A 25,313-nucleotide genomic window follows, 5' to 3' on the forward strand; every position below is an offset into this window, starting at 1 on the left:
GGCGCCGGTCCCGGCGCTGCGGTCGGTGCGGAGTCGGGGCGTGCGCCGCGGCCCAAGCGCGCTCCGATCACCGCCGATTCTGGCGCCGGTCGTATCATGGCCGGATGAGCAAACGACATGACGTAGTGATCGTCGGCGGCGGCCTGGTCGGCGCCAGCCTGGCCATCGCGCTGGACCGGCTGGGCGTGGACGTGGGCCTGGTCGAGGCCGCGCCGCCGGGCGCGCTGCCGCCGGTGTTCGACCAGCGCAACCTGAGTTTCGCCGCGGCCACGGTCAACGCGTTGAGCGCGCTCGGGGTGATGCAGCGGCTGCGCACGCCGACCGGGCCGATCCGGCGCATCCACGTCAGCCGCGAAGGCGATTTCGGCCGGGTGCGGCTGGACGCGACCGACTACGGGCGCGAGGCGTTCGGGCAGGTGGTGGTGGCGCGCGACTTCGGCGAAGCGCTGGAGGCGCGGCTGGCCGACGCATCCCATGTCAGCCGCTACCGGCCGGCGCGGTTCCTGGCGCTGGAGGCCGGCGAGGATGCGTCGCTGCGCGGCGTGCGCATCGTCCAGGACGGCGCCGAACAGGTGCTGCAGGCGCGCCTGCTGGTCGGCGCCGACGGCAGCGCCAGCGCGGTGCGCGGCGCGCTCGGCATCGACACCGCGCGCCACGATTTCCGCCAGACCCTGTTCGTGGCGCGGGTGCGCGGCAGCCGCCAGCCCGACGGCACCGCCTACGAGCGCTTCCGCGACGACGGCCCGACCGCGCTGCTGCCGCGCGGCGACCGCCACTACGGCGCGGTCCATGCGGTCGCCGCCGAGGACGCCGAAGCGGTGGCCGCGCTCGACGAGGCCGCCTGGCTGCAGCGCCTGCAGGACGCGCTGGGCTGGCGCGTCGGCCGTCTGCTGGGCAGCGGCGAGCGCAGCGCCTATCCGATCGTGCAGGGGCTGGCCGAGCGGCTGACCGATGCGCGCGCGGTGCTGCTCGGCAACGCCGCGCAGACCCTGCACCCGCTCGGCGCGCAAGGCTTCAACCTGGGCCTGCGCGACGCGCTGACCCTGGCCGAACTGATCGAGCGCGACCGCGCCGACCCGGGCGCGCCGGCCTTGCTGCAGCAGTACGCGCAGCGCCGCGAGCAGGACCGGCAGCGCACCGTGACCTTCTCCGGCGGACTGGCGCGGCTGACCGCCAACCCCGCGCCGCTGCTGCGCCCGCTGCGCAGCCTGGGCCTGCTGGCGGCCGCGCAGGCCGCGCCGCTGCAGTCGTTCCTAGTCGGCGGCGCGATGGGCTTCCGCGGCGACGTGCCGCAGCTGTGCCGGGAGACGACGCCATGAGCCGGCGCGGGGTGCTGGACGTGGTGGTGGTCGGCGGCGGCGTGGTCGGCGCCGCCTGCGCGCTGGCGCTGGCCGCCGAGGGCCTGGCGGTGGCGCTGGTGGAAGGCCGCGAGCCGCCGCGCTGGTCGCCGTCCGAACCGGACCTGCGGGTCTACGCCTTCGCCCCGGACAACGCCGCGCTGCTGCAGGCGCTCGGGGTGTGGCCGCAGGTGCTGGCGCGGCGCGCCAGCGCGTACCGGCGCATGCGGGTGTGGGATGCCGGCGGCGGTGGCGAACTGGCGTTCGACGCCGATGCGCTGGGCCGCGACCAATTGGGCTGGATCGTCGAGCACGCCTTGCTGGTCGAGCAGCTGTGGGCGGCGCTGCCGGCGGCCGGGGTGCAGCTGCACTGCCCGGCGCGGGTGGAGGCGGTGGAGACGTCGGACGAGCGCGTGCGCCTGCGCCTGGACGACGGCAGCCGGCTCGACGCGCGCCTGGCGATCGCCGCCGATGGCGCCGATTCCACGCTGCGCGGCCTGGCCGGGCTGGACGCGCCGGCGCACGACTACGGCCAGCGCGGCGTGGTCGCCTTCGTGCACACCGAGCTGCCGCACCAGGACACCGCCTGGCAGCGCTTCCTGCCCGGCGGGCCGCTGGCGTTCCTGCCGTTCGCCGACGGCCGCAGTTCCATCGTGTGGACGCTGCCGGAGGCCGAGGCGGTGCGGGTGCTGGCGCTGGACGATGCCGCGTTCGGCGCCGAACTGACCCAGGCCTTCGGCGCGCGGCTGGGCGCGGTGCGCGCGCTGTCGCCGCGGGTCGGCTTCCCGCTGCGCCGGCAACTGGTGGAGGACTACCACCGCGGCCGCCTGCTGGTGCTGGGCGATGCCGCGCACGTGGTGCATCCGCTGGCCGGGCAGGGCGTCAACCTCGGCCTGCGCGACGTCGCCGCGCTGGCCGCGCAGGTGCGCCAGGCGCAGGTGCGGCGGGTCGACTGGTCGGCGCCGCACCGGTTGGCGCGCTGGGCGCGCGGCCGCCGTAGCGACAACACGGTGGCGGCCTACGGGTTCGACGCGATCAACCGGCTGTTCTCCAACGACGAGATGCACCTGACCTTGTTGCGCGGCCCGCTGCTGGGCCTGGCCGGCAAGCTGCCGGTGCTGATGCATGGGTTCTGGAAGCGCGCGTCGGGGGCGTAGCGATAGCGCCGGGTGCCCGGGTGGGTCGAGGCTGTCGGCTTCGCTCGTCGCGACTGAAGTCGCTCCCACAGGGGCTTGCGGCCGGGTGTTGAGGTATTGCAGAGAGACCTAGCCCTGATCGCCGTCCGTGGCGGTCCGCGGCTTCCTTGGTCGCGGCTGAAGCCGCTCCTACAGGGCGCACGGTGGTGTGCGGCAGGGCTTCGATCCCCGACCGTGGTGCCAGTTGCCTTCAGTGCCGCAGATGCTTCGGCACTGCGCGCGGATGCTCCGGCTTGCGAAGTCTCACCGCAGGCACGCCGCGCTTACTTACTTGAGCCAACCGGCCAGCTGCTCGCGGCTCAGGCGTCCGCGGCGTTGCGGGTCCAGCGCATCGAATTCGTCGGCCAGCGCCGGATTGGCTTGCGCCTCGGCGCGGCTGAGGTAGCCGTCGTGGTCGCTGTCCAGCGCGTCGAAGTCGATGCGGTAGTTGCCGACGACGCGGTCGGGCTGGATCGTGCGCACGGTGACCGGCGCTTCGCCCTGCGCGACGTCCAACCGCACCTGGTGGGTCACCTCGCCGCTGCTCAGCGGTTGCGACAGCACGGCCGCCGGCACGTCGCGCAACGGTTCGGTGACGACGCTGGAAGTGGTTTTCAGGTTCTGCGCGGCGGCCGGGCCGATGGCGGCGGCGAGCAGGCCGGCGGCGAGGAAGGACGAACGGCAATGCATGGACACAACGGACTCCGATGGTTCGAATGATGGACGGTGCGGCAGGTTCAGCCGGGGATGAACGGGAACGCCAGTTTCAGCAATCCCTTCAGCCCGCCCTCGGCGGTGCTGGCGATGGCCTTGGCGCCGAGGCTGTTGAGCGCGCGGCGCACATCCTCCCAGCGTAGCTTGCCCACGTCCTTCTTCAACAGGTCGGCCACTTCCTCGGCGGTCGGGGTGAGCTTCTCCAGCTCGCGCACCACCTTCTCCGGCTCCGGCTGCAGGTAGCCCCAGCGCTCGGCGATCTTCAGCAAGGTGTCGAAGCGCACCGCGACCACGTCGCGGTTGCGTTCGTACACCGGCATCGCGCCGACGTCGACGATCGCCTGCTCGAAGCGCTGCTGGTCGTCCGGATGCTCGATGCGGATCGCCAGGAAGCCTTCCTTCTTGCTGCGTTCGCTGACGTGCTTGGCCCCCGCGCGCAGGTTGTCCTCGGTGAGCACGGTGGCCACGATGCGCTCCAGCGCCGCGTCGCCGTCCTCGGGCACCAGCGCGCGCCAGCGCGCGTAGCCGTCGCGGCGCAGCCCCTTCACCTTGGCCGGGGTCACCCGCAGGCGCAGCGCCACCGCGTTGTTGGAATCGCTGCGCGAGATCGCGCCGTCGCGTTCCAGCAATACGAAGATCAGCAACTCCAGGTCGCGCTTGGTCAGCGACTGGAAGCCTTGCAGCAGGGTCAGGCGCAGGAATTCGTCGGCAAAGCCGGCCGGGTCTTTCAGTTCGATCGGCTGCATGTGTGCGGCCCTCCAGTCAGTGCAGGCAGGATGCCCGACGGCGATTGCGCGGACTGAGACGGCGATGCGATGCGCATCCCATCGGCATTCTAGGGCCTTCGGGTTGCCGTGTCCGGCGTCTCCGGCGGCCAGTGCGAGCCGGCAGCGACGCGGTGCCGGTGGTGGAGAAGACGACCGGTTTGGGTGGGGTGGCGCGCTCCGGTGCGAAGCAGGTAGGCCGGGGTGCCAGACGCGCCGGCGGCAACGAGATAGCGCTCACATCGCCGCGCGGTGGATGCGTTAAGGTTTCGGCACTTCGTATCCGCCATCAGGGAGATCCGCATGTCGCTGTCGTCGCCGAGTCGTCGCCGTCTCCTGCTCGCCGGGTTGTCCGGGGCGGGCGCAGGGCTGTTGGGATCGCCGCTGTGGGCGGCCACGCGCGGCAAGCGCAACAAGCCGCTGGGGGTGGCGCTGGTCGGCCTGGGCGACTACGCCAGCAACCGCCTGGCGCCCGGCCTGGCATTGACCCAGCACTGCCGGCTGGCCGGCATCGTCACCGGCTCGCCGCACAAGATTCCGCAGTGGCAGGCGCGCCATCGCATTCCCGATCGCAACGTCTACAGCTACGACGATCTGGAGCGCATCGCCGACAACCCGGACATCGACGTGGTCTACGTGGTCACGCCGACCCATCTGCACGCGCCGCTGACCCTGCGCGCGGCCGCCGCCGGCAAGCACGTGTGGTGCGAGAAGCCGATGGCGATGCATGCCGACGAGGCGCAGTCGATGATCGCGGCCTGCGCCCGCAACAAGGTGCGGCTGAGCATCGGCTACCGCATGCAGCACGAGCCGAACACGCGGCGAATCATCGCGCTGGCCGGCGAGCGCCCGTTCGGCGCGATGCGCACCGTGCGCGCCGAGGCCGGCTACGACGGCTACCACGACACCGATCCGGCGCAGCGGCCTTGGCGGCTGCGCGCGCAATTCGGCGGCGGGGCGATGTACGACATGGGCGTGTACTCGCTCAACGCGGCGCGCTACACGGTCGGCGCCGAGCCGCTGGCGGTCAGCGCCACGCGCAGCACCGAGCGCCCGGCGCTGTTCGACGAGGTCGACGAGCACATGCAGTTCAAGCTGGAATTCCCGCACGAGGTGCTCGCCGACTGCGCCACCAGCTTCGGCCGCACCATGAACCGGCTGCGCGCCGAGTGCGAGCGCGGCTGGTACGAACTGGCGCCGTTCCAGAGCTACGACGGCATCCGCGGCAGCGCCAGCGACGGCCGCGTGTTCGACGCCAAGGTGCGCCACCAGCAGGCGCTGCAGATGGACGAGGACGCGCTGGCGATCCTCGACGGCACGCCGATGCGCGCGCCGGGCGAGGAAGGCCTGCGCGACATGCGGGTGATCGATGCGATCCACCGCTCGGCGCGCGAGGGCGGCAAGCGGATCGTGCTGTAGCTGGGGCGACGGCGGGCTCGCAGCCGGGCCGCCGCGTCGCTTGCGGCATGCACGGAGGATTTTTGTGGGAGTGACTTCAGTCGCGACGGGCTCTACCGGTGAAGCCCGTCGCGACTGAAGTCGCTCCCACAACCACCGCGCCAGCTGGAAGCATCCGAGCCGGGATGTTCATAGAAGCCTCGGTGGACGCCTTGTAGCGAAGCTATCGCGCGACCTGCGCAGCGCCTCAGAGCGACATCGCCAGCACGGTGATCTCTTCGCGGTCGTGGTACAGCTGCTTGGCGCGGATCTGCAGCGGCCGATCGGCGCGCTCGGCGAACAGGTCCAGGCACAGCTGGGTCTCGTCCCAGCGCTTCTTCATCGGCAGCTTGAGGTTGAAGATCGCGTGCCGGCACCAGCCTTCGCGGAACCAGGTGCCCATGCGCTCGGCGACGCGGCGCGGCTGCTCGACCATGTCGCAGACCATCCAGTCCAGCGCCTGCGGCGGCTTCCAGTGGAAACCGTCGGCGCGCAAGTGATCGACCAGGCCGCTGTCGAGCACGTGCTGGCGCAGCGGGCCGTTGTCGACGCTGGTCACGTGCAGGTGCTGGCGGGTCAGCACCCAGGTCCAGCCGCCGGGTGCGGCGCCCAGGTCGGCCGCGCGCATGCCGGGCTTGAGCAGCGCCTCGCGCTCTTCCGGCGCCAGCAGCGCCAGCAGCGCTTCTTCCAGCTTCAGCGCCGAGCGCGACGGCGCCTCCGACAGCAGTTTCAGGCGCGGGATGCCCAGCGGCCATGGTGCGCTGTCGTCGCTGTCGGCGATGGCCAGCAAGGCGTGGGTGCCGGCGAGGAAGCACACGTGCAGGCGCGGCAGTTTCGGCTGCGGCTTGTCGCTGAGCAGGCCGGCCTTGCGCAGCGCCGGGCGCAGCGCGTTGCCGAAGCTGCGCGCCAGGCCCGACAGCTGCTTGCCTTCGTCCGAATCCGGATGCTCGACCCACAGGTCGCCGAAGCGGCCCTGTCCGGCCAGCGCCTGCAGCATCGGCGCGATCCGGTCGCTGGGATCCAGCTCGCGCAGCTCGGCCAGCAGGCGCAGTTTCTGCCGCGCGAAGATCAGCCCGCGCCACGGCAGCGCGCGCGGCGGCAGGGCCGTCTCGCAGACCAGCAGCGCGTAGCCGCTGTTGCGTTCGGTGCGCGCATAGGCCGGCAGGCCGGCGCGCACGGCGCGGTCGTTGAGTTCGGCCGCCAGTTCGGGCTCGAAGCCTTGCCGGCAGTAGCACAGCAGGCCGTTCAGGGAGGACATGGATGAAGCCTTCGCCGGGCGGCGTCAGTAGCGGGGGCTGTCGAGTTCGCCGTAGCGGCGCAGCACGGCGCAGGCGGCATCACGATGCAGGCCGCGCACCACGTCGATGCCGCGGCGTTCGAGTTCGCCGATCCAGTCCGCCGGCAGCGGGCCTTCGTCGAACGGGGTCAACGCCATCACGTCTTCGGCGCTGGCGCCGATCAGCAGCCGGTCGATGCCGGCCCAGATGGTCGCGCCATAGCACTGGCAGCACGGCTGCGCCGAGGTCGCCAGGGTCACCGGCGCCAGCGCCGCATTCAGGCGCGGGGTCTGCAGGCGCTGCTGGGCGAGCATGTAGGCCATGTTCTCGGCATGCGCCAGCGAGGTGTTCTGCGGCACCACCCGGTTCACCCCGACCGAGATGATGCGATGGTCCGGGCCGAACACGGCGGCGCCGAACGGGCCGCCGCTGCCGGCTTCCACGTTCAATCGCGACAGTTCCACCGCCAGCGCCACCTTGTCGGCATCGCCGGGATAGACGGCCTGCGGGTCGACCGCGTCGTGGATCCAGGCGGGCAGGGTGAGGTGGACTTGCGCGTAGAGCATCAGCGGACGGGTTCGGCAGGCTGGGGGGCGCGCAGTGTATCGGCTTGCGCGCCCTGGGCGCTGCATTGCCCGGCCACGCACTGGCAGCCGACGATCGCGCGCGAGCCGCACACGCTCATGCGGCCGCTGGCCTGGCATTGCGCCATCACGCCCTGCGGATCGGTCGGGCTGTCGCGGTTGACGCAGGCCGGCATCGCGCCGCAGCAGTTGCCGACGTTCTTGACCGTGCAGTCGGCGTCGCTGCGGCAGCTAGTGTCGACCTTCACCGGCAGACCGGGCGCGGCGGCCTTGGCGCCTTCGCTGCGGGCGCATCCGCTGAACACGAGGGTGCCGGCGAACAGGCACAGGCAGCACAGCAACAGCGCGAGACGACTGGACATGGCGACCTTCCTGGCGAGAGACCGCGGCCATGGTAGCGCGCATGGCCGCGGCGCCGGCAACTCAGCGGCGAGCGACCGCGATCGTATCGGCGCTTTCCTGGGTGATCTGGAGCGCGGTGCCGTCGATCGCCTGGTGGATCGCCCGGCGGATGCTGACCCGGCCCTTCACCGCATTGACCTGCAGCGGCGACAGCGACGGATCGTCGTAGACGATGCCGCAGCCGGTGGCGTGGGCCAGCTGTTGCGCGGTTTCGTCGAAGCGCGCGGCGGGCAGGTCGTAGGCATGGTCGGGCATTGCGTCGCACTTGCCGGGCGTCGCTGCCGGCGCAGGCGCGGCAGCGGCGGGGTGCGAGGGGGCCGAAGACGGCGCCATGTCGCAGCCGGTGAGCAGGACGATCAGGGCGAGGCCGCTGCAGGAAGCGCGGAAGGCGGCGGGCATGCGGAACCTCCTGATGCTGGGAAGCGAGCTCCGCAGTCTAGGCAGCGCGCCTTAACCCAATGTTGCATCGGCCTTGCGCACCTGCGGCGGCGCGTGCAGCCAGGCGCACCACAGCACGCCGACCAGCAGGCAGGCGATCGCCAAGGCTTCCAGCGGCGTAGGCCAGCGCGCTTCCCACAGGAAACCGTAGAGCAGCGCGAACACGGTTTCGAACACGATCATCTGCCCGACCAGGGTCAGCGGCAGCAGCCGGCTGGCGCGATTCCAGCAGGCGTTGCCGATGACCGAGGCGAACACGCCCAGCACGATCGCCACGCCCCAGAACCGCGCCCAGTCCGCCGCCGCGTGTCCGCCGTCGAACGCGAACGCGGGGATCGCCAGGGCCAGTGCCAATGCGCTGGTGACCACGCCGGTGAGCAGCGACCAGTCGCGCCCGGAGATGTCGGGGCGGCGCGAAAGCCAGCGCGCATTGTTGACCGAGTACGCCGCCCAGCACGCCAGCGCACCCACCGCGCAGGCCAGTCCGGCTGCACGCGTGCCGACGCTGGTCTGCGCGGTGTGGGTGTCGCCCAGCGTCTGCACCGCCACCAGCGCCACCCCGAGCACGCACAGCGCACACGGCGCCGCCAGCCGGCGCAGCCGCATCGCCCCGGCCGCGCGCGAACCGAGCACCGTGACCACCGCCGGCAGCAGGCCGATGATCAGCGCAGTGGCCGCGCCGCCGGCCCACTGCACCGCGCTGCCCAGCAGCACGTAGTAGACGATGTTGCCGAGCAGGCTCAGCCGCAGCAGCGCCCACCATTCCGGTGCGCCGAGCGCGCCGGTGGCGGCGCGCCAGCGCGGCGCGAGCACCAGCAAGGCCACCGCGCCGTAGGCCAGGTAGCGCGACACCGACAGCTGCAGCGGCGAGAACCCGGCGAGCAGCTGCGGGGCCAGGAACACCAGTCCCCACAACGCGCCCGCGGCGATGCCGCTGCCCACTCCCGCCCACAAACGCTCACGCATGCCGTCTCGTTCCCATCCGGTTCGTACCGCGCCAGCATGGCCTGCGCATGCCACCGCGGCTTGTCCCAGGCTACTGTTCCGGCGACGCGGGCGGGGCGCGATGGCGCCGGCGATAGGCGGCGGGGGTTTGCCCGGTCGCACGGCGTAGCGCGCGGGTCAGTGCGCTCTGGTCGGCATAGCCGCTGTCCAGCGCCAGCTGCGCGATCGGTTGCGCGCCATGCGCCAGTTGCCGGCGCACCCAGTCCAGCCGCCGTGCCGACAGCCAGTCCTGCGGCGTGCGCCCCAGCGCCTCGCGGAACAGCGCATGCAGGCGGCTCACGCTCAGGTGCGCCGTCTCCGCCATGCGTTGCACCGGCCACGGCTGGCCAGGCGCGTCCTCGATGCGCCGGCACAAGGCCTGCAGCCGCGTCCACGAATGGCTGTGCCGGATGCGCAGCTGTTGCAGCGCCAGCGCGGCGCAGGCGTCGCGATCTGCAGCCTGCGCAGGATCGAGCGAGGCCAGCAGGCGCTGCAGATCCGGCGGCAGGTCGAGGAAGGGAGCGCGTTGCAGGCGCTCCAGCGCGGCGTCGTCGAACGCCGCCGTGGCGCAGTCCAGCACCAGGAAACGGTTGTCGCCGTGCGCCGATTGCGCGTGCCGCGTGTGCGGTGCGATGACGGCGGCACGGAACGCATCCAGGCGGCTGCCGCGTCCGCCGACCTCGATCTCCAGTTCGCCGCGCAGCGGCAGCACGATCTGCACGTGCGCGTGCTGGTGGGCACGGCCGTCGCGGCCGTAGCTGCGCAGGCTCAGGGTGGGTGCGGGCGACATGGACGCTACGCTAGCGCGGCGGCGTGTCGCGGGGAAGGGCGACACCGGCTGCCGTCCGGGCGCCGCCGCGCCGCCTGCGGCCAGATGCAAGCATGTTGCAGTCCGCAAGCCGCGCCGGTGGCGCGGCAGCGATGGGCCGCGTGCCGGCCGCTACCGAGTAGCGGCAGGTGCGGCGCATGGTGCTCCCGTCAGCCCGCGCTTTGGCCGCCGGTCCAGGTGTCGCGCAGGGTCACGCTGCGGTTGAACACCGGCGCGGCGGCGCTGTGATCGTAGCGGTCGGCGACGAAGTAGCCGCTGCGCTCGAACTGGAACGCCTGCTCCGGCGCGGCCTGCGCCGCGGCCGGCTCGACGTAGCCGCGCACGCTGCGCTTGGACTGCGGGTTGAGGTAGTCGCGGTAGGTCTTGCCTTCCGACTCGTCGTCGGGCTTTTCCACCGAGAACAGGCGGTCGTACAGGCGGATTTCCGCCTCCACCGCGTGCGCCGCGCTGACCCAGTGGATGGTGCCCTTGACCTTGCGGTTGGCGCCTTCCATGCCCGGACGCGATTCCGGATCCAGCCAGCCGCGCAGCTCGACGATCTCGCCGGCGTCGTTCTTGATCACCTCGTCGACGCGGGCGATGCCGGCGCCGCGCAGGCGCACTTCGCCGCCCGGCACCAGCCGCTTCCAGCCCTTGGGCGGCACTTCGGCGAAATCCTCGCGCTCGATCCACAGTTCGCGCGAGAACGGCACCTCGCGCTGGCCGAGGGACTCGTCCTTGGGATGGTTGGAGAAGGTCAGCGTCTCGCTGTGGCCGTCGGGCAGGTTGCTCAGCACCAGCTTGAGCGGGTCGATCACCGCCATGCGCCGCGGCGCGGCCGCGTCCAGGTCTTCGCGCAGGCAACCTTCCAGCACCGAGAAGTCGATCACCGAGTTCTGCTTGCTGATGCCGACCCGGTCCACCAGCAGGCGCAGCGCCGCCGGCGTATAGCCGCGGCGGCGCAGGCCCTGCAGCGTGTACATGCGCGGGTCGTCCCAGCCGTCGACCAGCTGTTCGGCCACCAGTTGGGTCAGCTTGCGCTTGCTCATCACCGTGTAGTTGATGTTCAGGCGCGAGAACTCGATCTGCCGCGGCTTGGCCGCTTCGCGCGGCAGGCCCTTGTCCAGCAGTGGCTGCAGCAGCTGCGGATGCGCGGCCAGGTCGACCTTGTCCACGCACCAGTCGTACAGCGGGCGGTGGTCCTCGAATTCCAGCGTGCACAGCGAGTGGGTGATGCCTTCGATCGCGTCGCCCAGCGAGTGGGCGAAGTCGTACATCGGGTAGATCGGCCAGGCGTTGCCGGTGTTCTGGTGCTCGACGTGCTTGATCCGGTACAGCGCCGGGTCGCGCAGGTTGATGTTGCCGCTGGCCATGTCGATCTTGGCGCGCAGCGTACGGGCGCCGTCCGGGAACTCGCCGGCGCGCATGCGCCGGAACAGGTCCAGGTTCTCTGCGACGCTGCGCTCGCGGTACGGCGAATTGCGGCCCGGCTCGGTCAGCGTGCCGCGGTATTCGCGCACCTGCTCGGCGCTCAGGTCGCAGACGAAGGCGTGGCCGTCGGCGATCAGCTTCTCGGCGGCCAGGTAGTACACCTCGAAATAGTCCGAGGCGTGGCGCAGCTCGGCCCAGTCGAAGCCGAGCCAGCGCACGTCGTCCTGGATCGCGGCGACGAACTCGGGGTCTTCCTTGGCCGGGTTGGTGTCGTCGAAGCGCAGGTTGCAGCGTCCGGCGAACTCGGCGGCGAGGCCGAAGTCCAGACAGATCGCCTTGGCGTGGCCGATGTGCAGGTAGCCGTTGGGCTCGGGCGGGAAGCGGGTACGGATGGCCGCGTGCTTGCCGCTGGCCAGGTCCTCGCGGACGATCTGGCGGATGAAGTCTTTCTTCTCGGCCGGGGCGGTGGCGTCGGTGGCGGGGGTGTCGGACATGCGCGCTTCAGCAAATAAGTAGACAGCCAGTTTAGCCGAGCTGGCCGCTGGCCGCCCCGCCGCGTACGCTGCGGGTCCTTCCATGCGCGAGATCCCGTCATGCCGCTTCCCCGTCTGGTCATCGGCGACAAGAACCTGTCCTCGTGGTCGTTGCGGCCATGGCTGCTGCTGCGGCACTTCGCGGTGCCGTTCGAGGAAGTGCCGCTGCCGCTGGATACGCCCGAGTTCGCCGAGTGCATCGGCACCTATTCGCCGACCGGGCGGGTGCCGGCGCTGTGGGACGGCGCACTGCAGATCTGGGATTCGCTGGCGATCTGCGAGTACGCCAACGAGCGCTGGCTGGGCGGCCGCGGCTGGCCGGCCGACCTGGCGGTGCGGGCGCAGGCGCGCGCGGCGGCGTGCGAGATGCACTCCGGTTTCCTGGCGCTGCGCCGGCAGCTGCCGATGCAGGCCTGCCGCCGGCCCGACGGTTGCCGCTGGGACGCCGAGGCGCAGGAGGACATCGAGCGCATCGTGCAGCTGTGGGACACGCTGCGCAGCGCGCATGGCGCCGGCGGCCCGTTCCTGTGCGGCGCGTTCGGCATCGTCGATGCGATGTTCGCGCCGGTGGCGGTGCGCTTCGCCGGCTACGGCGTGGAGGTGCCGGCGCAGGCCGCGGAGTACCTGGCCGCACTGGAGGCCTTGCCGGCGCTGCGCGAATGGCGCGTCGGCGCGGCCGCCGAAGTCGCGCTTGCCGACGCCGCGGCGCGCGGCTGAGGGCGGCCCATGCAGATCGCCTATCGCGCCCAGCACCTGATCGATGCGCACCTGGCCAAGCATGCGCTGGAGGATGCGGGCATCACCGCGTTCGTATTCGGCGAGGCGCTGCTCGGCGGCGCCGGCGAACTGCCGTTCGGCGTGGTGCAGGTATGCGTGGCCGACGAACTGCTGGAGAAGGCGCAGGCCGTGCTGATGACGCTGGGGTTGGGCGGGCAGGTGACGCGGGCGATGTAGTTGAGGGGCCGGGATTTGAGATTGGGGATTGGGGATTCGAAAAAGCGGGCGTTACGTGCCGTTGCGAATCTCCAATTCCGAATCCCCAATCCCGGTCCCCACTCAGCCTGCGCGCCAGCCCGGCGGTGCGGCGTCCTGGGCGGCCAGCGCGCGCAGGCGCTTGAACAGCACCGTGGTCTCGGCCACGTTCCAGACCCGCAGCGCCACTTCGAAGGTGTCCAGCGGCTTGGTCAGGAAATCCTTGGCGCCCAGGCCGAGCGCGCGGTGGCGCGCGCTGCGGCTGGGGTCGGCGGTGAGCACGATCACCGGCAGGAAGCTGGATGGCCCGGCCAGCCGCGCCAGCTGTTCCAGGATCGCGTAGCCGTCCAGCTCCGGCATCATCAGGTCGAGCAGGATCAGGTCCGGCGCGAACGCCGAGACCAGGCCGAGCACGCGCTGCGGGTCGGTGGTCGCCACCACCTGCTGAAAGCCCTCGCGCTGCAGCAGGTCCTCGAGCAGGCGGACGTTGGCCGGTTCGTCATCGACGATCAGGATGCGCGAGGCCAGGACATCGTTGCGGGTCATGCGAGTTGCCGGTCCAGGATGGTGAAGAATTCGGCCACGTCCAGCGGCTTGGTCAGGTAGGCGCGCACGTTGTCGCCCTGCACCCGCGCCAGCGTGGCCTCGGTCGCGTCGGCGCTGACCACCACCACCGGGATCGCCGCGGTGTGCGGCTGCTCGCGCAGTTGCCGCAGCAGTTCCTCGCCGTTGCCGTCGCTCAGGTGCAGGTCGAGCAGGATCAGGTCGGGGCGGGCCTGTTGCAACTGCGCGCGCGCCTGCACCAGCGTCGCCGCCTCGTGCAGGTGCCAGTGCGGGCGGCGCTCGACCAGGGTGCGGATCAACGCCTGGTTGGACGGGTTGTCCTCGATGCTCAGCACGCTGCGCTGGCCCGCGCCGGCCTGCGTCGCGGCGATGGCGGCCAGCGGCGCCGGCGCCTCGGCCGGGCGGTCCAGCGGCAGCGCGACCCAGAACCGCGAGCCTTCCGGGCTGCTCTCCACCACGATGCGCCCGCCCATCGCCTCGGTCAGGCGCTTGCTCAGCGCCAGGCCCAGGCCGGTGCCTTCGATCGCCGAACGTTCCGCGCCGAGCCGCTCGAACGGGGTGAACAGGCGCTGCACCTGCTCGGCCGACAGGCCATGGCCCTGGTCGTGCACCGCCACACCCAGGAACTCGCCCTGCGCTTCGGCGGTCACCCGCACCTCGCCGCCGGGGCGGTTGAACTTGATCGCGTTGGACAGCAGGTTGATCAGCACCTGGCGCAGGCGCTGCGCGTCGGCGCGCACGGTCCAAGTCGGCGGGATTCGCAGCGGCAGCAGGACGATGCCATGCGCCTTGGCATCGGGCGCCACCAGCCCCAGCGCCTCCTCGACCGCCGCGCGCACCGGCACCGACCGCGGGCTCAGGTCGAGCTGGTCGGCTTCGATGCGGGCGATGTCCAGCAGCTCGGTGATCAGCCCGAGCAGGTGCCGCCCGGCGCCCAGGATGTGCTGCAGCTGGCCGCGCTGCGCCGGGTCGGGCAGGTCCATCTCCAGCACCTGCGCATAGCCGAGGATGGCGTTGAGCGGGGTGCGCAGCTCGTGGCTGCTGCGCGACAGGAACTCGGTCTTGGCGCGGTTGGCGGTCTCGGCCTCGCGCCGCGCCGACTGCGCCTCGGCGGCGCGCGCGGCGAGCAGGGTGCTGGCCTCGTCCAGGCGCTGCGCGACCTGGCCCAGTTCGTCGCCGGTGCGCAGCTGCGGCGCCAGCGGCAGGCCTTCGCCCAGGCGGTCGGCGTTGGCCGACAGCACCCGCAGCCGCCGCGACAGCGACGAGGCGAACCAGGCCACGGCGAACACCGCGCCGAGCCCGCCGAGCATCGCCGCGCACAGCGTGATCATCAGGTTGCGCTGGCGCAGCGCCTGCGCCTTGGCGGTGCGGACCTGCAGCTGCGCGGTCTCGTAGTTGCGCAGTTCGCGCAACTCGGCGCGCAGGATGTCGAGCTTGACCTTGCCTTCGCTGAGCTGGCGGATCTCCTCCTCGCGGCTCAGGTCCGGCGCCAGCAGCCGCCGCCAGCCTTGCATTTTCTCCGCGAACAGCGGCCGGATGCGGGCGAAGCGCTGCGCCTGCAGCGGATCGGTAATACGCTGTGACAGGCGCTGCACCACCGTCTGCAGGCGCGGCTCGGCATCGCGGTACGGGGTCAGGAACGCGTCCTGCCGCACCAGCCGGTAGCCGCGCACGCCGGCGGCGGTCTCGGCCAGCAGCGCGTGCGCCTCGTACAGGTCGCTGAGCACTTCCAGGGTCTGGCGCACGTCGTTCTCGGCGGCGATGTTCTGCCGTTCCACGCTGTAGATCGCCACCAGCGCCGCCACCATCAGCAACAGCGGCAGGGTGACCACCGCCAGGCTCTTGCGGGTCAGCGGCCAATCGTTCCAGCGCAGCGCCAGCGCCCTCACAGCGCCACCCCGGCCTGCACCGCGTACACCGCGGCCTGGGTGCGATCGGCGACCTGCAGTTTCTGCAGGATGCGCTCCACGTGGACTTTGGCGGTGCCGGCGGAGATTCCCAGTTCCGCGCCCAGACCGGCATTGGTCAGGCCGCGCGGCAGCAGCGCCAGCACCTGCCGCTCGCGCGCGCTGAGCGCGCCGAGCCGGTCCGGTTGCGCGGGCTTCCTGCGCCGCGGCGCGCGCGCCGGTTCGGCCACCGCCGGCGCCAGCAGCGCGGCGATGGTGGCGATCGCCTGCACGTCGCCCGCAGCCGGCGCGGTACGCGCGTTCCAGCCTAGGCACAGCATGCCCAGCGGCGTGCCCAGCGCCGCGATCGGCACGCACAGTTCGCTCGCCTCGCCGGCGCGCGCGGCCAATCGCCAGGGCAGCGTCGCGCCGCCCATGGCCACGCTCGCGCCGGGCGGCAAGGCGTCGCCATGGCTGGCCAGCACCAGGCTGCGGGCGCCGCGCAGCGCCAGCACCGCCGCGTGCGGCGCATCCACCAGCTGCCGCGCCACGCGCAGCGCGGCGATGCCGGCCTGCCCCGCATCGAGCGCCGCGGCGACCGCGCCGGCCGCTTCGGCCACCGCCTGCCAGCGCGCGCTGTCGGCCGCGTCGCGTTGCAGCGCCTGGCGCCAATCGCCTGCGTTGAGGGGGCTTTGCATGGGCTCTCCACTATGCCGAACGGCATATTCGAGGATATGCCGCCCGGCGGATTTTTCGCAAGCCGGCGCTGCCAATACTGGCCTCGCCCTGACACGGCACACCCATCACCCACAGCGGAGATCCACCATGCGTCGCATCCTGTTCACCCTGGCACTGAGCCTGACCACCACCACCGCGCTGGCGGCCCCGGCGATGAGCTACAGCGGCCAGCCGTCGCCGCCGACGGCGGGCGAGGAGCGCGAGATCGCCGGCCTGTTCGACCGCTGGAACGCGGCGCTGGCCACCGGCAACGCCGAACGCGTCGCCGACCTGTATGCGCGCGACGGCGTGCTGCTGCCGACCGTGTCCAACCAGGTCCGCGCCAGCCGCGCCGAGATCGAGAACTACTTCAGCCATTTCCTGGCGGCCAAGCCGCGGGGCGTCATCAACTACCGCCAGGTGCGGCTGCTGGACGACGACAGCGCCGTCGACGCCGGCGTCTACACCTTCACCCTGACCAATCCCGACGGCAGCACCCGCAAGGTGCAGGCGCGCTACACCTTCGTGTACGAGAAGCGCGACGGCCAGTGGCTGATCATCAACCACCACAGCTCGGCGATGCCCGAAGCGGGCGGCGGCAGCAAGACCGCGGCGCACTGACCGGCCGGCCGCTGCGGCGCATGCGCGCGGTTTGGCCAGGCCCGCCGGGCGGCGCGTGCCGCCGCCGCGGGCACGCCGCGCCGCGCACCTTGAAAGCCGGCCCCGGCAGCGCCATCCACAAGGCATCCCTTTCGATGCCAGGAGTCCGCGCCATGTTGGGAATCGGTGCCTTCAAGCAGCGCCTGCCGCGCCCGGGCGAAAGCCTGCCCGGCCGCAGCGAGCCGCTGCCGCTGCACAACCGCCATTTCGTCAATGGCCACCCGCTGCGCGACACCTTCGCCGGCATGCAGCAGGTGCAGTTCGGCCTGGGCTGCTTCTGGGGCGCCGAGCGCAAGTTCTGGTCGCTGCCGGGCGTGTTCAGCACGGCGGTCGGCTATGCCGGCGGGCAGACCCCCAACGCCACCTACCGGGAAGTGTGCTCCGGCCAGACCGGTCACACCGAGGCGGTGCTGGTGGTGTACGACCCGCACGCGGTGACCTTCGAACAGTTGCTGCAGACCTTCTGGGAAAGCCACGACCCGACCCAGGGCATGCGCCAGGGCAACGACACCGGCACCCAGTACCGTTCGGCGATCTACTGCAGCACGCAGGCGCAGCACGACGCGGCGATCGCCAGCCGCGACGCCTACCAGCTGCGCCTGCGCGCGGCCGGCTATGGCGAGATCACCACCGAGATCCTGTACCCGGCGCCGCCGTTCTACTACGCCGAGGACGAGCATCAGCAGTACCTGGCCAAGAACCCGGGCGGCTACTGCGGCTTGGGCGGCACCGGGATCAGCTGCCCGCTCGGCCTGGAGGCCTGAGCCGGCGCGGCCAATGCTGCGCGCGCCGGTTTCGGCCGGCGCGCGCGGTCACAGGAATTCGGCGGCGAACATCTGCCGCATCTGCGCGATCTGTTCCTCGCGTTCGGGATGCAGCACGCGCAGGCATTCCACCGCGAAGCCGACCGGGCTGGTACCCGGCGCAGTGATCAGCCCGCCCGCGCTCACCACCTTCTGGTCCAGATAGTGCGCGGTACCGGCGTAGACGCCGACGTGCTCGCGCAGGAACGCTTCGGAATTGCTGGTGTGCGGCCGCGTATCCAGCAGTCCGGCATAGGCCGCGGCCAGGGTCGCGCCGCAGATCGCCGCGACCGCGCGGCTGGCGTCGAGGCGTTGTTGCAGCAGTGCGCTGAGTCCGGGAATCTCGCCGGCCTGCCAGCGATCGCTGCCTGGCAGCAGCCACAGGTCCGCGTCCAGCGGCGCCAGGTCCGACAGCGCGTAGTCCGGATGCAGGCTCAGTCCGCCGATCGAGGCGACCGGCTTGCCGTCGATGCTGGCGACCTGGATCTCGTCGCCGAACCACGCTCGCGCCGCTGGCAGGATGGTGCCGATTTCCCAGTCCGCCACGCCGTCGACCATCACCACCGCGATCGTTGCCATTGCCGCCCCCTCTGTTGTCGAGCCGGCAGCATAGCCGGCCAAAAGTTGCGACGGCGCCAACGCCGAGCCGTGAATACCGTCGGCGATGCGCGTCGTGTCCGCGGCGTTGGCCGTCGTTATGGAAGCTGCGTTCGGCGCGCCATCGCTCTTTGCATCGACGGCGCCGGATCCAATCGGGGAAACGCAACGGCGGCGGCGAAGCGACCATTCGCCTGCCCATTCCGTATTCGCTATTTTTCATTCCCGGTTCCGCGAAAGCGCCAGGCAAAAAAAGAGCGGCGTCGCCGCCGCTCTGAGATCGCACCGTTGCGGAACTGCCGGTCAGCCGACCAGCTTCTTCCGGATCGTGTCGCGCAGCGCCTGCAGGTCCTTGGCGAAGGTGTCGATGCCACTGGCCAGCTTCTCGGTCGCCATCGGATCGGCGGCCAGGTCGGCGGCGAACTGCTGTGCGTCGATCGCCGTGATCGCCGCGCCATCGGCCTGCTCGGGCGAGAGCTTGCGCGGCAGCTCGCCATGGTCGGCGTCGAGCTTTTCCAGCAACTCCGGTGAGATGGTCAGGCGGTCGCAGCCGGCCAGCGCTTCGATCTGCGCGGTGGAACGGAACGAGGCGCCCATCACCACCGTCTGCGAACCGCGGCGCTTGAACTCGGCATAGACGCCGCGCACGAACTGCACGCCCGGGTCTTCGTCGATGTTCGCCGGGGTCTGCCCGTTGGCCACGTACCAGTCCAGGATGCGGCCGACGAACGGGGAAATCAGGAACACGCCGGCCTCGGCGCAGGCCAGCGCCTGGGTGCGGTTGAAGATCAGCGTCAGGTTGCAGTCGATGCCGTCCTTCTGCAGCTGGCGCGCGGCCTCGATGCCTTCCCAGGTCGCGGCGACCTTGATCAGGATCTTGTCCTTGGACACGCCGCGCTCGGCGTACATCGCCACGAACTTGTGCGCCTTGGCGATGGTCGCGGCGGTGTCGTGGGCCAGGTCGGCGTCCACCTCGGTGGACACGCGCCCGGGCACCAGCGCGCTGAGCTTGCTGCCCACGCCGATGGTCAGGCGGTCGGCGATCTCGTCGACCAGCGCGGCATGGTCGCCGTCCTGGCTGTGGGCCCAGGCCAGAGCCTCGTCGATCAGGTCGGCGTAGACCGGCAGATCCAGGGCTTTCTTCACCAGGGTCGGGTTGGTGGTGCAATCCACCGGCTTGAGCCGCTTGATCGCATCGTAGTCGCCGGTATCGGCCACGACCACGGACAACTCGCGCAGCTGGGCCAACTTGGAGGGAGCGGAAGACGTCATCGGCAGTTCTCGTAACGGATGAAATGGAGGATAAGCCCGCGCACGTTAACCCGCCGCGTGCGTGAAGTCGCCCGCGGCTTCGGGCTGGTAGTGCAGCGCGGTCACGCGCAGGCGCAGCGCGCGGCCGCCGGGGCCCTGCCAGTCGATCGACTGGCCCACCGCCAGGCCGAGCAGGGCGCTGCCGACCGGCGCCAGCACCGAGACGCGGCCTTGCGCGGCATCGGCCTCGTGCGGATAGACCAGGGTCAGCTGGTGGCGTTCGCCATGCAGTTCGTCCTCGCATTCCACGCGCGAGTGCATGGTGACGATGCCGGCGGGAATCTGTTCGGGCGCCATCACGGTGGCGCGGCCGAGTTCGGCGGCCAGCGCGAGCGCGGCCGGTTGCTGGCTCAGGGCGGGGGATTCGAGCAAGGCCTCAAGACGGGCCAGGTCGTGGCTGGAAACGATCAACGAGGGGGGCAGGCCGCTTTGCGGTTGCGAGGACATGACAGACTCCTTGGGTCACGAAAAAGGCGGCGCTGCGAGGCGCCGCCCGGATGGCGCTGGCTGTCGCGTGGCACCGGCCGCCTGGCCGGTGGCCGCGCTCAGACAGCGGTAGGGATGTGCTGCGACGGCAGCAGCTGTTCCAGCACCGCCAGCAACAGCGGACCGTCGAACAGGGCGGTATAGCTGACGCTGACCTTGCTGCCGCCACGCAGCTGGAACTGCAGGCGCGAGGTCCACGCCGACACGTCCATGCCGACGATGTCGTCGACACGGATCTCGTTGCCGGCGAAGGCGATGCGCTCGCGGCTCAGCTGCACGGTGTCGAGCGGGCCGCGGGTGAAGCCCTTCATGTTGACCGCAAATTCGCGGGCGATCGCACCGGCCGTGGTGACCATGCGGAAGCTCACGCTCTGCCCGGCATCGAGCTGGGCCATCAGCACCGGCACGCGCGCCTGCAGATAACCCTGCATGAAGCGGTCGAGGAACTTGTGGTAGCCGCCGATGTTGCCGTTGGCGGCTTGCCACTGTTCCTGGCCTTCGCGGCGCCAGCCGAGGTTGACCGAGAGGCCGGCGCGATAGAACTGGCAGGTCTCGACGATGTCGCCGTAGAGGTAGGTGCCGTCGCTGCGCTCGGGGAATCGGCGCACGCCCAGTTCGCCCTGTTCCCAGCCGCCGCGGCGGATCGCCCAGCCCAGCAGGATCGTCAGCACGCCGACCGATGCCAGGCCGAGCATGATCCATTGCAGCGTCTGCGCCGCTTCCGGCGCGACCTTGTCGCGGACCACGAACAGCAGCACGCCGCAGGCCAGCAACGCCAGGCCGAACAGCATGACCAGGATCGACAGCGTCGCATTGTTGCGATGGCGGCCGAGCACGGTTCCGATGGAGGTCATCGCAATCCTTTCCCAAGTAATGGGGCGGGATTGTCTCACTCCCGGCAGCAACCCGGCGTTAGCGCCGCCCAGGCAGGTTGCGCCCGTGCCGCTGCATCGCTCAGGCCGCTGCAACCGGCGGCGGCGCGGTGGTGACCGCGGCGACCGCCGCAGGTGCGGCCTTGGCCGACAGCAGCGCCTCGGGCAAGGCCTTGAACAGTTGCGCCAACTGCTGCAGGAAATCGCTCATCGCCGAGCTGCGGCGCCACAGCATCGCGATGCGCCGGCTCGGGCCGGCGGCGTCGTCGAAGCGCAGCAGATGGATATTGGAGGAGCTGGCCACCGGCGGCTGCACCGCCAGCAGCGGCAGCAGAGTGACGCCGACGTTGGCGGCGACCATCTGCCGCAGCGTCTCCAGGCTGGTGGCCTGGAATTCGGCCTTTTCCAGCGCGCCGGACAGGTGGCACACGTCCAGCGCCTGTTCGCGCAGGCAATGCCCGTCCTCCAGCAACAGCAGCCGCTGCTGGTGCAGCTCGCTCAGGCTCAGCGAATCGCGCTTGGCCAGCGGATGGTTTTCCGGCACCGCCAAGACGAACGGTTCTTCGAACAGGAACTCGCTGTGCAACTGGTCGTCGTGCAGCGGCAGCGCCAGCAGCGCCGCGTCGAGCCGGCCTTCGCGCAGGCGGCTCAGCAGGACGTCGCTCTTTTCCTCGATCAGCAGCAGTTCCAGCTGCGGGAAGCGCTCGCGGATGCTCGGGATCACGTGCGGCAGCAGGTACGGGCCCAGCGTCGGGAAGATGCCCAGGCGCACTGTGCCCGCTTCCGGATCCTGGCTGCGCCGCGCCGCTTCCTTCATCTGCTCGACCTCGGCGACGATGCCGCGCGCGCGGCTGGCCGCCTCGCGCCCGGCCGGGGTCAGCATGACCTTGCGCGGCGCGCGCTCGACCAGCGGCACGCCCAGTTCGTCCTCGAGCTTCTTGATCTGCGTGGACAACGTCGGCTGGCTGACGAAGCACGCCGCCGCGGCGCGCCCGAAATGCTTGTGATCGGCCAGCGCCACCAGGTACTTCAGATCACGCAGGTTCATCGGCAGGTTCCTTGGCGGTGCGGTCGGCGCGGCGTGGGGTTGCTCGCCCCGGAACAGCATAGGCCCCGCGCCGGGTCGCGGCGCGGGGCAGGTCGGATCAGGCCGCTTCGGCGACCGAGTTGCTGACCGGCGCACTGCTGCGGATCAGGTGGTCGAACGCGCTCAGCGCCGCCTTGGAGCCTTCGCCCATGGCGATGACGATCTGCTTGTACGGCACCGTGGTGGCGTCGCCGGCGGCGAACACGCCGGGCAGCGAGGTCTGCCCGCGGTCGTCGACGACGATCTCGCCGCGCGGCGACAGCGCCACCGTGCCCTGCAGCCACTCGGTGTTGGGCAGCAGGCCGATCTGCACGAAGATGCCTTCCAGCGCGATCCGGTGGATGTCGCCGCCGACGCGGTCCTTGTAGACCAGCCCGGTGACCTTCTGCCCGTCGCCGGTGACCTCGGTGCTCTGCGCGTTGACGATGATGTCCACGTTGCCCAGGCTGCGCAGCTTGCGCTGCAGGACTTCGTCGGCGCGCAGCTTGCCGTCGAACTCGACCAGGGTGACGTGGCTGACGATGCCGGCCAGGTCGATCGCCGCTTCCACGCCGGAGTTGCCGCCGCCGATCACCGCCACGCGCTTGCCCTTGAACAGCGGGCCGTCGCAGTGCGGGCAATAGGCCACGCCCTTGTTGCGGTACTGGTCCTCGCCGGGCACGTTCATCTGCCGCCAGCGCGCGCCGGTGGACAGGATCACCGTGCGGCTCTTCAGCGACGCGCCGTTGGCCAGCTTGATCTCGACCAGGCCGTCGGCGCCGGCCGGGATCAGCTGCTCGGCGCGCTGCAGGTTCATGATGTCCACCTCGTACTGGCGCACGTGCTGCTCCAGCGCCGCGGCCATCTTCGGGCCTTCTGTCTCCTGCACCGAGATGAAGTTCTCGATCGCCATGGTGTCCAGCACCTGGCCGCCGAAGCGCTCGGCCGCCACGCCGGTGCGGATGCCCTTGCGCGCGGCATAGATCGCCGCCGCCGCGCCGGCCGGGCCGCCGCCGATCACCAGCACGTCGAACGGCGCCTTGGCGGCGATGCTGGCCGCGTCGCGCTTGGCCGCGCCGGTGTCGAGCTTGGCCACGATCTGCTCCAGGCTCATGCGGCCCTGGTCGAACACTTCGCCGTTGAGGTAGACAGTAGGTACCGACATGATCTGCCGTGCCTCGACCTCGTCCTGGAACAGCGCGCCGTCGATCGCCACGTGCTTGATGTTCGGGTTCAGCACCGCGGCCAGGTTCAGCGCCTGCACCACGTCCGGGCAGTTCTGGCAGGACAGCGAGAAATAGGTTTCGAACACGTACTCGCCGGGCAGGTTGCGCACCTGCTCGATGACCTCGGCGGTGGCCTTGGACGGGTGCCCGCCGACCTGCAGCAGCGCCAGCACCAGCGAGGTGAACTCATGGCCCAGCGGCAGTCCGGCAAAGCGCAGGTGGATGTCGTGGCCGGGGCTGCCCAGCGCGAACGACGGGGTGCGCTCGCCGCTGTCGCGGTGCACGTCCAGGCTGATCTTGTCCGACAGCAGGACCAGGTCTTCGAGCAGGTCGAGCATCTCGCGCGACTTGGCGCCGTCGTCGACCGACGCGGTGATGTGGATGGGCCGAACGACCCGCTCCAGGTAAGCCTTCAACTGGGTTTTCAGATCGGCATCCAACATGGCGGACTCCTGACGATGGGCAAAACGTGGGGAAGGCGTTGCTGCCGCAGAGGGCAGACCGCCGTGAAGAATTGGGAGGAGGGGTGAACCGCAGCCGGCGCTGCCGGTGGCGGGCGAGCCGAGCGCAATGCCGGCTGCGGTTCACCCCCACCCCCGCCGGGACGGCGGAGATGGGAGCGTGGCGGCTTAGATCTTGCCGACCAGGTCCAGCGACGGCTTCAGGGTCTTTTCGCCTTCCTTCCACTTGGCCGGGCACACTTCGCCCGGATGCGCGGCGACGAACTGCGCGGCCTTGAGCTTGCGCAGGGTCTCGGTGACGTCGCGGGCGATCGCGTTGTCGTGGATCTCGAGAGTCTTGATCACGCCTTCCGGGTTGATCACGAAGGTGCCGCGCAGGGCCAGGCCTTCTTCCTCGATGTGCACGCCGAACGCGCGGGTCAGCTGGTGAGTCGGATCGCCGACCAGCGCGAACTGCGCCTTGCCCACGGCCGGCGAGGTCTCGTGCCACACCTTGTGCGAGAAATGGGTGTCGGTGGTGACGATGTAGACCTCGGCGCCGATCTTCTGGAACTCGGCGTAGTTGTCGGCGGCGTCTTCCACTTCGGTGGGGCAGTTGAAGGTGAAGGCGGCCGGCATGAAGATCAGCACCGACCACTTGCCCTTCAGGTCCGCGTCGGTGACTTCGATGAATTCGCCGTTCTTGTAAGCGTTGGCCTTGAACGGCTGGACCGGGGTGTTGATCAGGGACATGGAGTTTCCTCGTGGTTGCGAAGGGGGCGGGTGGTTAGAACGAGGCTCATCATAGGAGCGGGCGATAGATATCTCAAATCGATTGATGGAATTGAATAGATAGGTTTTGTCTATCGCTATTCAAGCCTGGCTCTTTGCTGCGCTGCGGGGGACGCACGCAGTCCTGAAGTTCTACCACGTTGGCTTTTCCGGACCGCTGCGGCATCGTGACGTCGATGAACGCCTCCACCCCCGAGTCCCTGCTGCGCGCGGCGTGCACGCAGATCGAGCGCGCCGACGCCGAAGCCCTGTTGATCCACGCCCTGCAGCGCGACCGCGCCTGGCTGTTCGCGCACGCCCGCGACCCGCTGCCGGCCAGCGCCGTGCAAGGCTTCGGCGAACTGCTGGCGCGGCGCGCGCAGGGCGAGCCGGTGGCCTACCTGACTGGACGGCGCGGCTTCTGGACCCTGGACCTGGCGGTCGGCCCGGCCACGCTGATCCCGCGCGCGGACACCGAGCGGCTGGTGGAGCTGGCGCTGGAGCGGGTGGACGCGGCGCCGGGCCGGCGCATCGCCGACCTGGGTACCGGCAGCGGCGCGATCGCGCTGGCGCTGGCCAGCGAGCGGCCGCAGGCGCAGGTGCTGGCCACCGACCTGAGCGAAGCGGCGCTGGCGGTGGCGCAGGCCAATGCGCGCGCGCATCGCCTGGACAACGTCGCGTTCGCCCACGGCCCCTGGCTGGCGCCGCTGGCCGGGCAGCGCTTCGACCTGATCGCCAGCAACCCGCCCTACATCGCCGCCGGCGACCCGCACCTGGCCCAGGGCGACCTGCGCTACGAACCGGCCAGCGCCCTGGCCTCCGGCGCCGATGGCTTGGACGACATCCGCCAGATCGTCGCCGCCGCACCCGCGCACCTGCTGCCGGGCGGCTGGCTGCTGCTGGAACACGGCTGGGACCAGGGCGAGGCGGTACGCGCGCTGCTGACCGCCGCCGGCTTCGACGCGGTGGCGACCCACCAGGACCTGGAAGCGCGCGACCGGGTCAGCCTGGGGCGTCGGTCGGCTGGCTGAAGCGGATTGCAAGCGGCCGTGCCTGTG

At 70.9% G+C, this 25,313-nt stretch carries 27 protein-coding genes; 8 read left to right on the forward strand and 19 right to left on the reverse strand.

All coding sequences use genetic code 11. From position 1 onward, the window contains the following. Positions 1-104: 104 nt before the first annotated feature. Together ubiH and NUG20_RS05005 are read left to right on the forward strand one after the other, a co-directional pair. On the forward strand, positions 105-1,319 hold the full coding sequence (ubiH, locus tag NUG20_RS05000; RefSeq protein ID WP_263397347.1) for a 2-octaprenyl-6-methoxyphenyl hydroxylase: 1,215 nt from the start codon (positions 105-107) through the stop codon (positions 1,317-1,319). Next, entirely contained in the window at positions 1,316-2,494 is a 1,179-nt protein-coding gene (locus NUG20_RS05005; protein WP_263397348.1) for a UbiH/UbiF family hydroxylase, read from the forward strand. The genes ubiH and NUG20_RS05005 overlap by 4 nt, the downstream gene beginning before the upstream one ends. Positions 2,495-2,800: 306 nt before the next feature. Here the strand turns inward: NUG20_RS05005 and NUG20_RS05010 are convergent, their stop codons facing one another. Further along, positions 2,801-3,202, reverse strand: coding sequence for an EF-hand domain-containing protein (locus NUG20_RS05010; protein ID WP_263398394.1), 402 nt, complete (start codon positions 3,200-3,202; stop codon positions 2,801-2,803). 47 nt (positions 3,203-3,249) lie between these two features. Further along, positions 3,250-3,972 (reverse strand): hypothetical protein, encoded by a 723-nt coding sequence (locus tag NUG20_RS05015; protein WP_179568235.1) that lies wholly within the window; start codon positions 3,970-3,972, stop codon positions 3,250-3,252. A gap of 321 nt (positions 3,973-4,293) precedes the next feature. On the opposite strand from NUG20_RS05015, the gene NUG20_RS05020 reads away from it, so the two are divergent. After that, a complete protein-coding gene (locus NUG20_RS05020; RefSeq protein ID WP_263397349.1) occupies positions 4,294-5,409 on the forward strand; it encodes a Gfo/Idh/MocA family protein in 1,116 nt (371 codons plus the stop codon). Between the two features lie 226 nt (positions 5,410-5,635). Here the strand turns inward: NUG20_RS05020 and rlmM are convergent, their stop codons facing one another. From rlmM to NUG20_RS05055, 7 genes are all read right to left on the reverse strand, one after another. Next, positions 5,636-6,676 (reverse strand): 23S rRNA (cytidine(2498)-2'-O)-methyltransferase RlmM, encoded by a 1,041-nt coding sequence (gene rlmM, locus NUG20_RS05025; protein WP_263398395.1) that lies wholly within the window; start codon positions 6,674-6,676, stop codon positions 5,636-5,638. Between the two features lie 33 nt (positions 6,677-6,709). Beyond that, a complete protein-coding gene (locus NUG20_RS05030; RefSeq protein WP_263397350.1) occupies positions 6,710-7,270 on the reverse strand; it encodes a nucleoside deaminase in 561 nt (186 codons plus the stop codon). Then, positions 7,270-7,593, reverse strand: a complete 324-nt coding sequence (locus NUG20_RS05035) for a hypothetical protein (protein WP_317852742.1) — start codon at positions 7,591-7,593, stop codon at positions 7,270-7,272. Before NUG20_RS05035 ends, NUG20_RS05030 begins: the two co-directional genes overlap by 1 nt. Before the next feature lie 118 nt (positions 7,594-7,711). Further along, positions 7,712-8,089 (reverse strand): STN domain-containing protein, encoded by a 378-nt coding sequence (locus NUG20_RS05040; protein ID WP_263397352.1) that lies wholly within the window; start codon positions 8,087-8,089, stop codon positions 7,712-7,714. A gap of 51 nt (positions 8,090-8,140) precedes the next feature. Next, positions 8,141-9,094 (reverse strand): DMT family transporter, encoded by a 954-nt coding sequence (locus NUG20_RS05045; protein ID WP_263397353.1) that lies wholly within the window; start codon positions 9,092-9,094, stop codon positions 8,141-8,143. A 70-nt stretch (positions 9,095-9,164) separates the two neighbouring features. Beyond that, positions 9,165-9,902, reverse strand: coding sequence for a helix-turn-helix domain-containing protein (locus NUG20_RS05050; protein ID WP_263397354.1), 738 nt, complete (start codon positions 9,900-9,902; stop codon positions 9,165-9,167). Positions 9,903-10,090: 188 nt separating this feature from the next. Then, positions 10,091-11,845: a glutamine--tRNA ligase/YqeY domain fusion protein gene (locus tag NUG20_RS05055; protein WP_263397355.1), complete on the reverse strand. Its 1,755-nt coding sequence runs from the start codon at positions 11,843-11,845 to the stop codon at positions 10,091-10,093. Positions 11,846-11,944: 99 nt separating this feature from the next. On the opposite strand from NUG20_RS05055, the gene NUG20_RS05060 reads away from it, so the two are divergent. Together NUG20_RS05060 and NUG20_RS05065 are read left to right on the forward strand one after the other, a co-directional pair. After that, complete coding sequence (locus NUG20_RS05060) at positions 11,945-12,601, forward strand: glutathione S-transferase (protein ID WP_263397356.1); 657 nt, start codon at positions 11,945-11,947, stop codon at positions 12,599-12,601. Between the two features lie 9 nt (positions 12,602-12,610). Next, complete coding sequence (locus NUG20_RS05065; RefSeq protein ID WP_263397357.1) at positions 12,611-12,838, forward strand: putative signal transducing protein; 228 nt, start codon at positions 12,611-12,613, stop codon at positions 12,836-12,838. A 102-nt stretch (positions 12,839-12,940) separates the two neighbouring features. On the opposite strand, the gene NUG20_RS05070 is transcribed toward NUG20_RS05065, so the two are convergent. Genes NUG20_RS05070 through NUG20_RS05080 form a run of 3 tightly spaced genes read right to left on the reverse strand, consistent with a single transcriptional unit; the run spans position 12,941 to position 16,004 of the window. Continuing rightward, entirely contained in the window at positions 12,941-13,402 is a 462-nt protein-coding gene (locus tag NUG20_RS05070; RefSeq protein WP_263397358.1) for a response regulator, read from the reverse strand. Further along, complete coding sequence (locus tag NUG20_RS05075; RefSeq protein ID WP_263397359.1) at positions 13,399-15,309, reverse strand: ATP-binding protein; 1,911 nt, start codon at positions 15,307-15,309, stop codon at positions 13,399-13,401. The genes NUG20_RS05070 and NUG20_RS05075 overlap by 4 nt, the downstream gene beginning before the upstream one ends. Then, on the reverse strand, positions 15,306-16,004 hold the full coding sequence (locus NUG20_RS05080) for a helix-turn-helix transcriptional regulator (RefSeq protein ID WP_263397360.1): 699 nt from the start codon (positions 16,002-16,004) through the stop codon (positions 15,306-15,308). The genes NUG20_RS05075 and NUG20_RS05080 overlap by 4 nt, the downstream gene beginning before the upstream one ends. 127 nt (positions 16,005-16,131) lie before the next feature. Here NUG20_RS05080 and NUG20_RS05085 point away from each other — a divergent pair, with 127 nt between their 5' ends. Further along, positions 16,132-16,644 carry an SgcJ/EcaC family oxidoreductase gene (locus NUG20_RS05085; RefSeq protein ID WP_263397361.1) on the forward strand — a complete coding sequence of 171 codons (513 nt, stop codon included), beginning with the start codon at positions 16,132-16,134 and terminating at the stop codon, positions 16,642-16,644. A 152-nt stretch (positions 16,645-16,796) separates the two neighbouring features. Further along, positions 16,797-17,447 (forward strand): peptide-methionine (S)-S-oxide reductase MsrA, encoded by a 651-nt coding sequence (msrA, locus tag NUG20_RS05090; RefSeq protein ID WP_263397362.1) that lies wholly within the window; start codon positions 16,797-16,799, stop codon positions 17,445-17,447. A gap of 48 nt (positions 17,448-17,495) precedes the next feature. Here the strand turns inward: msrA and NUG20_RS05095 are convergent, their stop codons facing one another. The 7 genes from NUG20_RS05095 to ahpC all read right to left on the reverse strand — a co-directional run bounded on the left by NUG20_RS05095 (position 17,496) and on the right by ahpC (position 24,237). Next, positions 17,496-18,065 carry a type 1 glutamine amidotransferase family protein gene (locus NUG20_RS05095; RefSeq protein WP_263397363.1) on the reverse strand — a complete coding sequence of 190 codons (570 nt, stop codon included), beginning with the start codon at positions 18,063-18,065 and terminating at the stop codon, positions 17,496-17,498. Between the two features lie 321 nt (positions 18,066-18,386). Next, positions 18,387-19,355: a transaldolase gene (tal, locus tag NUG20_RS05100; RefSeq protein ID WP_263397364.1), complete on the reverse strand. Its 969-nt coding sequence runs from the start codon at positions 19,353-19,355 to the stop codon at positions 18,387-18,389. A 45-nt stretch (positions 19,356-19,400) separates the two neighbouring features. After that, positions 19,401-19,841, reverse strand: a complete 441-nt coding sequence (gene rnk, locus NUG20_RS05105) for a nucleoside diphosphate kinase regulator (RefSeq protein ID WP_263397365.1) — start codon at positions 19,839-19,841, stop codon at positions 19,401-19,403. Between the two features lie 98 nt (positions 19,842-19,939). Then, on the reverse strand, positions 19,940-20,734 hold the full coding sequence (locus NUG20_RS05110) for a tetraspanin family protein (RefSeq protein WP_263397366.1): 795 nt from the start codon (positions 20,732-20,734) through the stop codon (positions 19,940-19,942). Positions 20,735-20,834: 100 nt separating this feature from the next. After that, complete coding sequence (locus tag NUG20_RS05115) at positions 20,835-21,800, reverse strand: LysR substrate-binding domain-containing protein (RefSeq protein ID WP_263397367.1); 966 nt, start codon at positions 21,798-21,800, stop codon at positions 20,835-20,837. A gap of 97 nt (positions 21,801-21,897) precedes the next feature. Beyond that, complete coding sequence (gene ahpF / locus NUG20_RS05120; RefSeq protein WP_263397368.1) at positions 21,898-23,487, reverse strand: alkyl hydroperoxide reductase subunit F; 1,590 nt, start codon at positions 23,485-23,487, stop codon at positions 21,898-21,900. A gap of 186 nt (positions 23,488-23,673) precedes the next feature. Next, positions 23,674-24,237 carry an alkyl hydroperoxide reductase subunit C gene (ahpC, locus tag NUG20_RS05125; RefSeq protein WP_263397369.1) on the reverse strand — a complete coding sequence of 188 codons (564 nt, stop codon included), beginning with the start codon at positions 24,235-24,237 and terminating at the stop codon, positions 23,674-23,676. Between the two features lie 215 nt (positions 24,238-24,452). Here ahpC and prmC point away from each other — a divergent pair, with 215 nt between their 5' ends. Then, the gene (prmC, locus tag NUG20_RS05130; protein ID WP_263397370.1) at positions 24,453-25,286 is read left to right on the forward strand and encodes a peptide chain release factor N(5)-glutamine methyltransferase; all 834 of its coding nucleotides are present in this window, start codon (positions 24,453-24,455) and stop codon (positions 25,284-25,286) included. Positions 25,287-25,313 lie beyond the last annotated feature (27 nt).

The organism is Xanthomonas sp. CFBP 8443 (assembly GCF_025666195.1).
Classification (GTDB): domain Bacteria; phylum Pseudomonadota; class Gammaproteobacteria; order Xanthomonadales; family Xanthomonadaceae; genus Xanthomonas_A.